This is a genomic window from Pannus brasiliensis CCIBt3594 (assembly GCF_036688125.1).
GTDB lineage: Bacteria > Cyanobacteriota > Cyanobacteriia > Cyanobacteriales > Microcystaceae > Pannus > Pannus brasiliensis.
Genome location: NZ_JBAFSM010000018.1, coordinates 26,796 through 40,017, shown reverse-complemented (window position 1 = coordinate 40,017; position 13,222 = coordinate 26,796). Strand labels below are relative to the sequence as shown.

At 52.3% G+C, this 13,222-nt stretch carries 14 protein-coding genes and 1 tRNA gene; 9 read left to right on the top strand and 6 right to left on the bottom strand.

Annotated features, from left to right (window positions below; all coding sequences use genetic code 11):
- The first annotated feature begins 150 nt into the window (after positions 1-150).
- From V0288_RS11055 to V0288_RS11025, 7 genes are all read left to right on the top strand, one after another.
- Complete coding sequence (locus V0288_RS11055) at positions 151-522, top strand: helix-turn-helix domain-containing protein (RefSeq protein ID WP_332865150.1); 372 nt, start codon at positions 151-153, stop codon at positions 520-522.
- A gap of 27 nt (positions 523-549) precedes the next feature.
- Positions 550-918, top strand: a complete 369-nt coding sequence (locus V0288_RS11050) for a helix-turn-helix domain-containing protein (protein ID WP_332865149.1) — start codon at positions 550-552, stop codon at positions 916-918.
- 18 nt (positions 919-936) lie between these two features.
- Positions 937-1,446 (top strand): BRCT domain-containing protein, encoded by a 510-nt coding sequence (locus V0288_RS11045; protein ID WP_332865148.1) that lies wholly within the window; start codon positions 937-939, stop codon positions 1,444-1,446.
- Positions 1,447-2,514 carry a site-specific integrase gene (locus V0288_RS11040; protein WP_332865147.1) on the top strand — a complete coding sequence of 356 codons (1,068 nt, stop codon included), beginning with the start codon at positions 1,447-1,449 and terminating at the stop codon, positions 2,512-2,514. It begins immediately after the preceding gene.
- Positions 2,515-2,568: 54 nt separating this feature from the next.
- Entirely contained in the window at positions 2,569-4,713 is a 2,145-nt protein-coding gene (locus V0288_RS11035) for a phage tail protein (RefSeq protein ID WP_332865146.1), read from the top strand.
- Between the two features lie 79 nt (positions 4,714-4,792).
- Entirely contained in the window at positions 4,793-5,116 is a 324-nt protein-coding gene (locus V0288_RS11030) for a hypothetical protein (protein ID WP_332865145.1), read from the top strand.
- The gene (locus V0288_RS11025) at positions 5,117-5,956 is read left to right on the top strand and encodes a hypothetical protein (RefSeq protein WP_332865144.1); all 840 of its coding nucleotides are present in this window, start codon (positions 5,117-5,119) and stop codon (positions 5,954-5,956) included. It abuts the gene before it with no gap.
- On the opposite strand, the gene V0288_RS11020 is transcribed toward V0288_RS11025, so the two are convergent.
- The 6 genes from V0288_RS11020 to V0288_RS10995 all read right to left on the bottom strand — a co-directional run bounded on the left by V0288_RS11020 (position 5,953) and on the right by V0288_RS10995 (position 9,975).
- Positions 5,953-7,548: a DUF2460 domain-containing protein gene (locus tag V0288_RS11020; protein ID WP_332865143.1), complete on the bottom strand. Its 1,596-nt coding sequence runs from the start codon at positions 7,546-7,548 to the stop codon at positions 5,953-5,955. The genes V0288_RS11025 and V0288_RS11020 overlap by 4 nt on opposite strands.
- A complete protein-coding gene (locus V0288_RS11015) occupies positions 7,545-8,015 on the bottom strand; it encodes an NlpC/P60 family protein (RefSeq protein WP_332865142.1) in 471 nt (156 codons plus the stop codon). Before V0288_RS11015 ends, V0288_RS11020 begins: the two co-directional genes overlap by 4 nt.
- 2 nt (positions 8,016-8,017) lie before the next feature.
- Entirely contained in the window at positions 8,018-8,869 is an 852-nt protein-coding gene (locus tag V0288_RS11010) for a DUF2163 domain-containing protein (RefSeq protein WP_332865141.1), read from the bottom strand.
- Positions 8,856-9,044, bottom strand: coding sequence for a hypothetical protein (locus tag V0288_RS11005; RefSeq protein WP_332865140.1), 189 nt, complete (start codon positions 9,042-9,044; stop codon positions 8,856-8,858). The genes V0288_RS11010 and V0288_RS11005 overlap by 14 nt, the downstream gene beginning before the upstream one ends.
- Positions 9,041-9,703, bottom strand: coding sequence for a M23 family metallopeptidase (locus tag V0288_RS11000; protein ID WP_332865139.1), 663 nt, complete (start codon positions 9,701-9,703; stop codon positions 9,041-9,043). Before V0288_RS11000 ends, V0288_RS11005 begins: the two co-directional genes overlap by 4 nt.
- A 185-nt stretch (positions 9,704-9,888) precedes the next feature.
- A tRNA-Ser gene (locus tag V0288_RS10995) sits at positions 9,889-9,975 on the bottom strand.
- A gap of 82 nt (positions 9,976-10,057) precedes the next feature.
- On the opposite strand from V0288_RS10995, the gene V0288_RS10990 reads away from it, so the two are divergent.
- Both V0288_RS10990 and V0288_RS10985 read left to right on the top strand, forming a co-directional pair.
- Positions 10,058-10,984 carry a homogentisate phytyltransferase gene (locus V0288_RS10990; RefSeq protein ID WP_332865138.1) on the top strand — a complete coding sequence of 309 codons (927 nt, stop codon included), beginning with the start codon at positions 10,058-10,060 and terminating at the stop codon, positions 10,982-10,984.
- On the top strand, positions 10,981-13,221 hold the full coding sequence (locus tag V0288_RS10985) for a hypothetical protein (protein WP_332865137.1): 2,241 nt from the start codon (positions 10,981-10,983) through the stop codon (positions 13,219-13,221). Before V0288_RS10990 ends, V0288_RS10985 begins: the two co-directional genes overlap by 4 nt.
- Position 13,222: the final 1 nt, after the last annotated feature.

Genomic DNA, 13,222 nt, shown 5'->3' with positions numbered 1-13,222 from the left:
ATTCATAGTGGTTTAACTGCTGTTGTTACTTTAACAGAAGCAACGAGCGAAAGTCAATCATTTTGTCCACATTTAGCGAAACCGCACAAAACCGATGACAAACGCTCAAAATGTTGTTATTATTAAATTGTTGTTGGTGACAACGATCACATGGAAGACCGAAAAATCCGCCTGCAAAAAATGCTCGCAGAACTGGCTAAGAATTATTCTTCCGAATCGGAGTTAGCCAGAGCGATGGGAATTCCGAGACAAGCTTTCGGAACCTATGCGCGCGCTGAATCTTTCCCGCAAGGAGAAAATCTGCAAAAAATCGCCAATTTTCTCAATTTAAGCATTGATGAATTGATGGGACAGCTATGGGAAAAAGAGAGATCGCTAAAAACTAAAGAAAAAGGGGCGACTTATCAGGTAAACAGCAACAAAGCCGAAGATCTAATCCCGATCGCCGCCCAATTGCCCAATTCAGAAAAGCTCGCGCTCGTTAAATACTTAGTTAACTCGCTTGATGTAGCCGTATCCTGAAATGAAAAGCCCTATCACGAAAAAGCTATGGTTTCGCAGAAAGAAAAACTACAGAACCTGCTTAAGACTCACGTAATTAAGTGCGGGTCTCAAACCAAGCTGGCTGAGCAAATCGGAATTAAAGCAGGAACTTTAAACACGTATCTTCGAGGGGAATCTTACCCGGATACTGGAAACTTGAATAAAATCGCTAAATATTTGGGGGTTTCTCTTGAGACCTTAGAAGAGCAGTTACGAAAGCCCGATTCTCCGAAATCGATAAAAGTCAAGGAAAAAAAGGCGATTTATCAGGTTGATACCTCGAAAGCTGAAGGATTATTTCTGATATGCGCTGATCTGCCAGCAGAAGAAAAAATTCGTTTAGCCAAACACCTGCTAGATGTAGCCGTGAGTTAGAATACCAAGTTATAAATTATGCCTAAAGCTAAAAAACAGCCTGAAAACGAGGCGAAGGAAGCCAAAACAGAAGAATTTAACAAAAAAGATATTCTCGACCTCGCCGCCGAACAGTGTAAATATTTTATGGAATCGCTCGAAAGCGGCGATATAGTGCGGGGGAATGAAATCTTAAAAACCTTGAAAGTCTTGTTAGACGCGGGAATTAACGAGATCGACAAAACCGAGCTATTCGATCGGGTATCGATCGAACACGTCGGAAAGCTTTTCTGTCTGACCGGCGATTTCAGCTTCGGTTCGCGGCGTGATTCCGAGGCGGCCGTCACCAACTCCGGCGGCGTTCTCGAAAAAAACGTCACCACCAGGCTCGACTATCTTATCGTCGGCACGAAAGATAATCCCGATTGGAAACACGCTAACTTCGGCAGAAAAATCGAGAAAGCGATCGAACTGCGGGAGAAAACGGGGAAACCTCTCATAATTAGCGAATCCGACTGGATAGAGTCTATAAAAAGCGAGGGACGGTAAATGCCCGCGCCGAAACCGTTAACCCTAGAAGACCTAAACGCCGAACTCACGCGGGTGAAGATCGTGGCGATCGGCGAAAAACTGTACCTTCGGGCGACCCTGCCGAAAAAAGACGGAACCCCCGGAAAACAGCAGTATAGAGTTAAAACCGAGCTTTCCCATAACCAAGACGGGCTAAGAATCGCCCGCGAGCGCGCTAAACGCCTCGAATCGGATTTAAACCTAGAGAGATTTCAGTGGTCGGACTGGTACGACATCCCCGAAGATGGCGGGATCTACGTCGCCGACGCGCTGGAAAAACTGACCAAATGGTACTGGGAGACCCGAAAAAAAACGATCGGACGGGAAAAAGCCTTCAAAGAGAATTACTTAAGATTTCTTGGCCTGCCCGCGAAAGCCGTCCTAACCACTGACCTGATCCGCTCCCATCTGGTAGACAATTACGAAGCCGACAGCTTTTATCGCAAGCGCGCCCACCTTGCGCTCGGACTCCTAGCCAAATCCAACGAAATCCCCCTTCCCAGCGATTGGAAGTATCTTAAGGGAAAATACAAGCCTAAAAACGATTGGTATATTCCGACCGAAGAGGAAATTGAACGAATTTGGCGGTCTATCAAAAATCCCGGGTGGCGTTGGGCGTTCGGGGTATTGGCCACTTACGGATTGCGCCCTCACGAATTATTCCACCTCGACATTTCAAATTTTCCCCAACTCAGAATTCTCGAAGAAACGAAAACCGGCGAACATATCGCCTATCCCATCCTAAAACGCTGGTTTTACGACTTTAATCTTGCCGAGTACCGATTTCCCAACATTTCCACCGAAAACAAGTGCAATCAGGATTTAGGGGAAAAAATATCGGCGAAATTCTGGGATATGAAACTCGGGTTTACCCCGATGTCTCTTCGCCACGCCTACGCTCTCCGATGCGCCCGGCTGAAGATCGATTCGCTGGTCGTTTGTGAATGGATGGGCCACAGTCCCGATGTTCATAAAAGATACTATTTCAAACACATCCATAAAAGAGCGATGCAAGAAATCTATGATTCGATCGACGATGACCGCTAAAGCCTAACCCTGTCCGAATTTACATTGATACTATCGGCGATCGATGTAACCAGCGTGACCACAGAATTTCTAATCGGCGGCGCGATCAGCCTCGGAGCCAGCGCGATGAGCGCCCTATTCGGCTCCGGGCGGCGCGAGACCCAACGGATCGGAAAACAGGAAAACTTCACCGTCCCCCGATCGAGCTTCGGCGACTATATCCCCGAGGTCTGGGGACTCGGGCGCGTCGGCGGGATTCTAATCTGGGCGGAGTTCCCCCCGGAAGAAAGAATTCGCAAATCCGGCGGCAAGGGGCCGAGCGGTAGCGCGACCGAAAACTACAACTATTTCGGAAACTGCGCTTTCCTTCTCGGCACGAAAACCACGGCGATCGAAGAAATTTACCTCAATAGCAAACTCGCGTGGAAAAACGGCGAAATTTCCGCCGCTTTCGCCGGTGCGAGCTTCCGTATCGTCAACGGAACCAACAGTCAGAGCGTCGATTCCATGTTAGAAGTCGCCCTAGGCGATCGGGCGCTCACCTACCGAAACCGAACGATCCTATATATCGAGGGACTTCCCCTAAAAGAACTGGGAGACGCTTACCCCCAATGTTCGGCGATCGAACGGAACGGATTCCCGAAACTTTCCGAGGTGATTCGGGATATCTGCCTTCAATCCCCCCGACTGACCGCCGACGATATCGACGTTTCGGAACTGACCGACATCGATGTAACCGGATTCCAGATCGATCGGGAGACCTCGATCGCCGAAAAACTCCAAGCCCTCCAGAAAGCCTACTTTTTCGACCTAATCGACACCGGGCGAAAACTCCGTTTCCAACGGCAGTATCGCCCCTCCGCGAGCCTCTTCATTCCCGATGCCCACCTCGCCGCGCGCGAAGAGGGAGGGGAACGGGGGAGGAAATACCGCGAGACCCGCGCCGACCCCACCGAACTCCCCACCCGGTACATCGTCAAATTTCTCGACGTGAACCGCTCCCTAGAAGCGAACACCGCGGAATCCCTCACCTTCCCGACCGCCGATAACGTTCGCGTCGAAACGATCGACTACCCCGGCGCGCTCACCTACGGCGAGGCCAAATCGATCGCCCATAAAGCCCTCTGGCTCGCGTGGACGCGGGCCCGAACCCAAGAAATCAGCCTCCCGCCGAAATACGCCGCCCTCGAACCGGGGGACGTGATCGAGTTCAATATGGACTCGATCCGGCAGAAAGTGCAGATTAATTCGATCGAATACGGCGCGAACCATCAAATCCTCGTGAGATCGTGGGCGTACAACCCCGCGATCTTCGATTTCGCCTCCACCGCCGACGCGACCTATAACGAGACCGCGACGGCCACCCAGGGAGAAGCGATCGATCTCCAACGGGAGATCACCGGGAGCGTCACCGTCTCCAGCGGCGAAACGGTCTACGAACTAGGAACCGATTACACCGTCTCCGGCAATCAGATCATCCCCGTAATCGGCGGGGCGATCGCCAACGGCACGAACCTAACCATCCGCTACGAAGCGCCGGAAGAACCGCGAGATAAACCCCTCGCCACCCCCTCGGATACCCTCCTAGAAATCCTCGATATCCCCCGCGCCTACGAAGATGATTTCCCCGTCAGTTCCTCCGGTTTCTCCGGCGGACTATACGCTCTCGCAGACGGCGGCACGAACTGGCGGAACGCCTCCCTATTCCTCTCCCGCGACGGCGGAACCACCTACGATTCGGCCGGAACCCTAGAAACCCGATCGATCTTCGGAACGTGCGAGACCACATTCGACGGAACGAGCGTCGATATCCGTCTCCCGTTCCACGCGGAACTAGAATCAATTTCCACCGAATTATTCAACCTGGGGAAAAACCGAGCCTTAATTGGCGAGGAAATTCTCGACTTTCAAAACGCCTCCCTACAGGGCGAATCGAACGGCGATCGCGTCTACCGCCTCACCGGCCCCTTCACCCGCGGACTAAGCGGAACCCCCACCATCCACGCCGCCGGGGAAAGTTTCTATCTCCTCTCCGGCTACCTCCTCAAACTTCCCGGAAGCGCGTCCGACATCGGGAAAACTTTATATTTTAAAGCCCTCACCACCGGGCAGGTTTTAAGCGACGTTTCCCCGGTTATTATTACGGTGGTAGGGCGATCGACCCGCAACATTTCCGAAGATTTTATTCTCGACTACGAGAAGATAAGAGCGTTTTTATAAAAAATCCTCGATCGCTACGCGCCAGCGATCGAGAATGGCCGTTAACTAATCATTATGTTTTCATCATATCTTAAAAATTATGCCTTTCACCAACTTCACCCCCAAATTTCTCGGCGGCGCGACCCTCGGAATTATTACCAGTGTTTACACCGCTCCCACCGCTACAACTACCCGCGTCGAACACTTAATAATCTCCAACGGTTCCACCCCCGGAACCGTGACCGTGGTTTTTTACGATAGTTCCGCCGCTGTCGGTTACGAGTTGATCAACGGGGTATCGATCGCCGCGAATGGCGTTCTCGAACTGGCGAATATAATTCTCGATCCGGGCGATCAAATCCGTGCCGCCGCCATCACCACCACCGACGCAAAAATCACCCTATTCGGGCAGGAGATAAGTTAAATGTTCGCCAGTCGATCGACCCGATTTAATCCCTATTCCCTCCGCACGAATTTAAAAGATAACGGGGAAAATCAAATTATCATTGCGCCAGATATCCCGAATACCGCACTTTTTCGGCGGGATCTCGGCATTATTACCCCATCCACGGCGATCGACCCTTTTGCATCAAACGTCGTTTTTTTAACCTATTGCAACAAATTAGTTAAAACGAACGGGGCGACGTTTACAGATGAGACGGGAAAAACAATAACCCTTTTTAGTGCCGGTTCTGTCCCGGCGAGAAGTTATATCGGCGGGTACAAATCGGGTAATCTTTTCTTTCCCGGTTTTAGTGAAAATGTTAACTCTTCTTCAAATTTTTGCCAAACTCCTCCCCATCTTAGTCTTCAATTTGAAGATAACGACTGGACTCTTGAATTTATTGTCAGTTCGGAAAACTGGTACAATGGAACGAATTATTACGGGGCGATTTTTCTCGTTCAAAGGAATTTAAGCGATCAGTTCGGGCTGGAATTTAGTTATTACAATAACAATTTAAGAATCGGCCCGACAGGTGGATTTAACGCCGATACGAGAATTTTTCCGTGGACTCCCTCGAACAATCGAATTTATTATATAGCCGCCCGTAAAATCGACGATATTTTACAAATCGCTATTGATGGAATTCAACTAGGAACGGATCAAAGTTGGACGACTCCAATCCCGAACGTCACCAGTTTCTATTATTTCGGGCATGACGGATTTAATACTGGCGGACTAATATCAATACATGGAATCAGACTTACTAATGGCGTGGCGAGAGACATATTTAATATTCCCTCTACCCCTTGGGTCTATTAGCCCTCGCAGGTAATCGTAACAGTAATCGTTAGATTATCTATTCCAAAAATCGAGTAATTAAAGCCTGACTCTCCCGAATTACTATTCGCTCGGTAGAAACCGAATGAAAGCGGAACATTCGGCACGATCGGAACTCCCATCGTGGCGAGATCGACGGTTGTACTCTGGCGAATCCACTCGGAAGGCGTACCCGTGACCGATCCCGCAAAATAATAATTATTATTCTGTTTTACAACGATCCCGTAAGCCTGTCCCGCGCTTCCCATCGCGCTCGTCTCTAGTAGTTTCGAGTCCTGAGCGATCGTTACCGAAATGCGCTCGGACGCGGAAGCGGGGATGTAATACCAATCCTTGAACCAAGCGGAAGTGACCCCCGCCTCGGAAGCCCCCCCCCAATCCAACCGAATCGCGGCGAATTTTCCCGGATTGCCCCCGGTAGACACCAGAGATAAATTCGAGGAAAAGGTCGGGCCGTTATTTAACGGCTCTAATAATTCGCGGTTCCAACGGAGAAACGAAAAATTGTCGGCAAAAATAATCGTTTTCGGCTCACAAACCCCCGCACCCGCGTCGATCGAGGGAGCGATCGCCGTCAACGGCACACCCGACAGATTGAAGAACGCCCGTCCCGTCCCCCGCTCGTAAGCGTCGAAACGGAAAGCGATCGCGTCTTCCCCGAACCGCACCGATCGGGGGAAATTCTCGGCCCGATCGAGATACCGAAATCCCACCGCGCGCCCCCGACACACCCGGAACAGAGCGATCAAATACTGCAACTCTTCAAGATCTAAAGTTCTCTGCCCGATTTCCCACGCCCCTTTCGGATTGTCCCAATTCGCTATCCGGCGCTCGTAACCCGACACGAGTTTATCGATCCGCGTGTCGAATCGGTTCCCGCCGATCGTCCCGTAGTCGTACCCGAGTTCGATCGTGTGGTCGAGAAACGGCGGAACCGGATCGATCGGCAGGAGAATCGCCGGGGGATCTCGCACCTCTACCAACGAAGTCCCCTCCCAGTTATAAATCTTCCGCCCCGTCCCCGGCTCGAACACCTCGAACCGTAATCGAATTTCGTCCCCCTCAAACCTCGTTGGAACATCAAATTCAAAGTCGGCGGTAATCGCCCCCGCGGGCGCGGCCGAGAAAGTTATCACGCCCGTCAAAGTGTTCACCGTCCACCCGCTCACCCGTTCCACCCCGTCCACGTAAACCTTCACCGTTCCCTCGACCGGCTTAGTAATCGGCCGTTTCACCGTCCACCCGGCCACGGTGTAGGACTTATATAGCTGGAATTGGGTGGTCACGCCGTCGCCCGTGCCGATCGCCTGCCCGATCGCCTTCCAGTCACTCCAATCCTTGAATCGGAATCCCTGGTACGCTCCCTTCCTCTGTCGCTGGAAATCGATAATATATTCTAATTTTTCGTCCCGATAGCCCCGCTCTCCGAGGTTAAACCTCAAAAGCGGTTGTTCCCAACCGATCGATCGCTGTTCCCCCGCGCCGCCTTCCTCGATAATCCCTGTCCGCGCCGTCAGCGTCGCGAGCGTTCCGTAATCAATGCCGAGGTTTAATCGATCGTTTAGAAAGTTCATACCACCCCCGGAAAGCGGAACGCCGAGTAAATTAAATTTCTCCAATAATCATCGAGCCGATGCTCGACGCAAGCCTTAGCCAATCGATGAGTGTGGATAATTGACGCGTCTTCCATCATCGAAAATATCCCGCAATGCCGCCAATCCCCCTTCTCGAACATTAAAATATCGCCAGGACGGGGACGCTCGATCGGCTCCCCGCAAACTTTGCGGAAAAGCTCGAACATCTCCACGCCTTCCGATCGCCGCCCGTAGCCGTCCACATCGAAATCGCTTAATCCGAGTTCCCGCGCCACGCAGATAACTAGCCCGGCACAATCTATCCCGATTCCTTTCACCCGCCCCTGATGCACGTAAGGCGTTTTCAAATAAGAGCGCGCCGTGACAATAATTTCTTGATAGACTCCCGTTATTATCAATTCTGTCCAGTTTTCGATAATAACTCTCGGTTTATTATCGGTAGCCATTTTTACGCCTCCTGCCCGATATACGCGTCTAACCCCGGTAAATCATCCTCAGCCCCGAAATTTGGCTGATTATTAAACAATCGACAATCTTCTAACCGTTTTTGACAGTTGGGAAACGCGCGGAAATTCTCGCCCCCGACAAGGGGAACCGGAAGCGCGGCCGGCAGGAAAAACTGAGTTCCCGACTGCTTAAGGATCGGCACGGTCAATCCGTCATTACCCCCGGAGAGAAAAATAATCTTCCCGCCCGTGTAGCGATCGACCGGCGGCGCGACCGTCGCGAAAAACGAGAGCGGTTCCAGCGCGTTATTAACCGTGAGCGTTTCCGCAAAAGCCTCGACATTAACGGTACAGCGTGAATCCCCCAGGTCATTCCGACAGGTTTTCGACGTAGAATTCGAGATTTTCCCCTCTAAAAACCGAGATAATCCCATAATTTCCGCCGTGTAATCCCCCTCGCTGTAGGAAACCTTCCCCAGCGATCGCACGGGTAAAATTAAATGCCTCGGCGGATTCGCCGATAAATCCGCGGGTAAATCGAGGTAATTCACGATAAAAACCTCGATTCGAGCGTAATCGAAAAGCCCTATCCGTAAATCCGCCTCGGTAATCCCGTCCTCGCTCAATAGCCCCGAGAACTGAATATTGTTCGCTTGGAAATTTAAATCCGCCTGAAACGCCGTAGGCGAGAGACCGTGGATCGATCGATAGGTCGTCCCCGCGAAAGTGAGATCCCGATCGAACTCCGTCAACCCAAACACCTCGCCATCGGTACGAACGAGCCGAGCGCACCGAGTCACGGTGCGAACCTCCGCCGAAAGAGCGGCCGAGAAACTAGAGTCAAGAATTTTCATTCTTCATGTAACCCCTTGCCAAATATCCGAAAAACCCGCTAACCGTCGCAATCATAATCTCTTTCAAGATATTCAGCCCGTCCGGATGAAAATGGCTGTAAACCAAACAAGAAACGACAATTATCGCCACCAGTTTCGCCGGATCGAGTTCCCGCCGCGGTGGTTTCCAGTTCATACGATCGGATTGATTTTTCGGATCGGATCGATCGCTTCCCCCCGAACCCGAATTTCAAAATGCAAGTGCGGCCCGAACGAATGCCCGGTATCGCCCACCTCCCCGATCTTTTGCCCTTTCCTCACTTGAGCGCCGGGAGCGACATCCACCCGCGATAGATGCGCCGATCGAGTCTCGAACCCCTCGGCCGGATGCGAGATGTAAACAACGTTCCCGTACCCACCGCCACAAGAGAAATTCCCGACCCGACAATTGCATACCGCCGTCGTCACCGTCCCGTCCGCGACCGCGTAAACCGGCGTACCGGTATCCGCGGCGATATCGATTCCCCGGTGCATTCCCCGCGCGCGCGGGCCGAAGGGGGAGGATATCCAGCCGATTCCTTTCGTGGGGAGAGAAAATCCCGCCGTTCGATCGGGCATTTCCAAAAGAATCGATAGGCTACTAGCCCCGACGGCCTCCGGCCGATCGAGATAATGATCCTTTTTAAATCGCCCCCATGCCGATCGGGTTCGAGTTCCTAGAATACCGTCAACCGTTCCCAACTCGTACCCCTTCCGTTCTAAAAGCTCTTGCAGTTCACGGACAAAAGCGGGGTCATGGTTAGTGCCTAGATCGATCGTACCTTTGTTCTCGATTAGCTTTTTCAGTTCGCTCATAAGATTCGGGAATTTTCCTCGATCGTGAATTCGGAAACTTCCTCGATCGTAAATTCGGACAGAGCGCGCCCGTCTGTCCTTTGCCTAAGTCTTGCCTAATTTCGGGTTAACAAGAGTGTGCAAAACCGTACACTATCGTTAACCCCGATCGGGGGCTAACGATAGTGTGGATTCGTTGAAAACAACGGAGAGGGTGGGATTTGAACCCACGTTAGGTGTTACCCTAAAGTAGATTTCGAGTCTACCGCATTCAACCACTCTGCCACCTCTCCAGGAGGGTTCGGGTCTAAATGACCATTCTAGCAGATCGCGGAAAGATTACAATCTAGGGAAATTCTCCTTCGATCGATCTCGATGAGTCAATTCGCTTCTACCGTTCCTTTTTCCCGGCTTCAATCCCTGTGGAAGTTCTCCCGACCCCACACCATTATCGGCACTTCTTTAAGCGTTCTCGCTCTCTATATCCTTTCCGTCGCCGGTATCGAGAATTTTCCGCTCTCTCGCTATGTCTGGCAAGCTCTCCTCGCCTGGATCGCCTGTCTGTGCGGGAATATTTATATCGTGGGCTTGAACCAGCTAGAGGATATCGCCATCGATAAAATTAATAAGCCGGATCTACCCCTCGCGTCCGGCCGGTTCTCGGTGAACACCGGTCGGGCGATCGTCCTCGTCACGGGAATTCTCGCCTGTATCCTCTCGCTTTTCGGGGGATTGTGGTTGTTCGGAACGGTTAGTCTGAGTCTGGCGATCGGGACGGCGTATTCCCTGCCCCCGGTTCGCCTGAAACGCTTTCCCCTGCCCGCCGCGCTCTGTATCCTGACCGTTCGCGGGGTGGTAGTCAATTTAGGATTATTCCTACACTTCCGGACGGTAATGGGGGAGAATGGAGCGATTACCCCTCCCGTATGGCTGTTAACTCTCTTTATCCTTCTTTTCACCATCGCTATCGCCATCTTTAAAGATGTCCCCGATACGGAAGGCGATCGAACCTACCGGATTACCACCTTCACCCTCCTCCTCGGTAAGTCGAAAATCTTAAGGATCGTACTCTTGACAATTTCCCTTTGTTATGCACTGATGATCGGGGCGGGCTTGGCGCGATTGCCGGGGATGAATCCGCCGGTTCTCGTCGTCGGTCATCTCGCGTTGTTACTCCTGCTCTGGTGGCGCGCTCGCGGGGTGAACCTGGAGGAAACAACAGAAATCACCGATTTCTATCAATTTATCTGGAAATTATTTTTTCTGGAATATATCTTGTTTCCGTTAGCCTGTTTACCGTGAAAATCTATCCTTTTCTAGCGGCGATTCCTTTTCTCTGCATCGCGGGAGCGAGCGCGCCCGATAGTTCTCGCCTCGACCCGCGAGCGTTCACGGGGAATATCAGCCTGACGCTAAAACACGGGATCTGGAAGCTCTGGGAAGAAAAACCGACCTATCAGGATATTACCCTGGATCTCTCGTGCGATCGGGGGAAATGCCAGCCGGAAGTCTGGGGATACGCCCCGAAATACAACAAGGAAGTCGATCATCGGGGAAATTTAATCTCGGCTACCCTCGATAACGCGTGGCGGCTGAGGCTGAAAATGGACATCCGATCGCACCCGTGGAGTGACGAGATCCGCGAGGGAACCTACGCGATCGAGTTGGTTCCCCATAACGGCGAACTCTTGGGAAGTTACACGGCCAAGGTGGGGGGACGGGAGTTACAGAATCAGGTTCGGGGAACGATTTCCCCCGCGTGGCCGACCCCGGTGACGGATCACCGATCGCTACAACCGGGAGAACACCCGCGGCTGATTTTCCGGGCCTCGGAAATCGAGAGTTTGCGGGAAAAAGCGCGTACCCCGCTCGGACGGGACGTTTTAAACCGATTAAACGCCAGTCTTCGCGAGAAAATTTACTACGATGGCTACGTTCCCAACGGGGGTTATCACGCGACCGGCTATTGTTTTCTGGCGCTTTTAAACGACGATCGACAAAAAGCGGATATCGCCTGGGAAATCCTCGAAAAAACGCGGGCGAATCGCGGTAGACGGGTTCTAGAGCAAGCGCCGATCGTCGCGGGGGTCGCGCTCGCCTACGATCTCTGTTACCCTCTCTGGGGGGAAGACAGACGGCGAGAACTGACGAAATGGCTCTCGATCGAGGCGAAAAAGCTGTTAAAAGGGGGATCGCCGAAAGACGGCTGGAATGGAGACCCGGCGAGCAATTGGAACGCGCGGGCGAGAGGGGCGGCGGGATTGGCGGCACTAGCGATCTTAAACGAACCTTTGCCCGAAGATAAGTTATATTCTCCCGAAAATTCGGTGATAATGGCGAAACGTCATATCGATCGCTATTTCCAGCGGGCGATCGGGAGCGGGGGATTCGGGACGGAGGGCGATCTATACACCACGGAACCGATGATTTTGAGCGTTTTTCCTTTTTTACAGGCTTATAAGAACGTGATGGGACGGGATCTCGTCACCGGTTCCCCCGCGGAAGCGTTGATACCTAACTATTTAACCCGTGCCGTCCCGAAAAAGGGCGATTTACCGATCCCGGCCTACGGCAGACACGCGACTTACGAGGGAATTTCCCTGTTCGCGATGGCTTCGGCAATCCTTCCCGATAGAAGTCTCCCGTCGGTGCGGTGGCGGTTGGAAGGGCGGGAAAAATCGCTGTTTAACCCCTATTACCCGCATATCGCCCCGTTTATCCTCGCGGGCGATCGCTCGAACGTTCCCCCCGCGAATCCCTCGAAAACGCTCGATCGGGTGTTAGCGGACAAAACCAAGGGGTTTTACGTGTTTCGCGATGGTTGGCGCGACGAGAACGATTTCGTGGCCAGTATCTATTTAAAACAGAGACGCGGGGGAGGATGGCGGTTTCCCGACGCGGGAAGTATCCGGATCTGGGGATTAGGGGGAGAATGGGCGACATTTTCCTCGGGAGGGGGAGAAAGAGAGGCGGAAAACGTGGTCGTCCTTCCCAATACTCGAACCTGGAATCGCGCCAAACCGATGGCTTTCCAAAGTGCCGAGAACGGATCGGGAGTGGTTACTTTAAAAACGGAGAGTATTCGCCTCGATCGGGGCGATAAACCCGCGGAAATCAGTTCTATTCGCTCTTTCGCCGTCGATTACAGTGGCGCGTCGGGAGCGCCGGGATTATTCGTTCTTTTGGACGCGTTTATCGGCAGTCTGGATGAACCGGAGTTTCGGGGGAGAACCTGGGTGATGAACACGACCGGACGGGTTACGATCGGGGGAAATGGTTTCACGATTACCGACGCGAACGGTGCTACCCTGCGGGGAACGTTTATCACCCCGGTCTCGGTACGTGTAACGGTCGAAAAGACGGAGAAGGGGGAAAGAATTCTCGCTCGGGGGGAGGATGATTTTCTGGTGGTGATGACGGTACAGAAGGGAAATCCCCCGGGAGTGAAGGTGTCGGGGACGGGACAGAACACGAGAATTAACGTGGGAAATCAGGAGATCTCGATCGATAACGGTAAGATCGTTTTAAAAAAATTCTAGG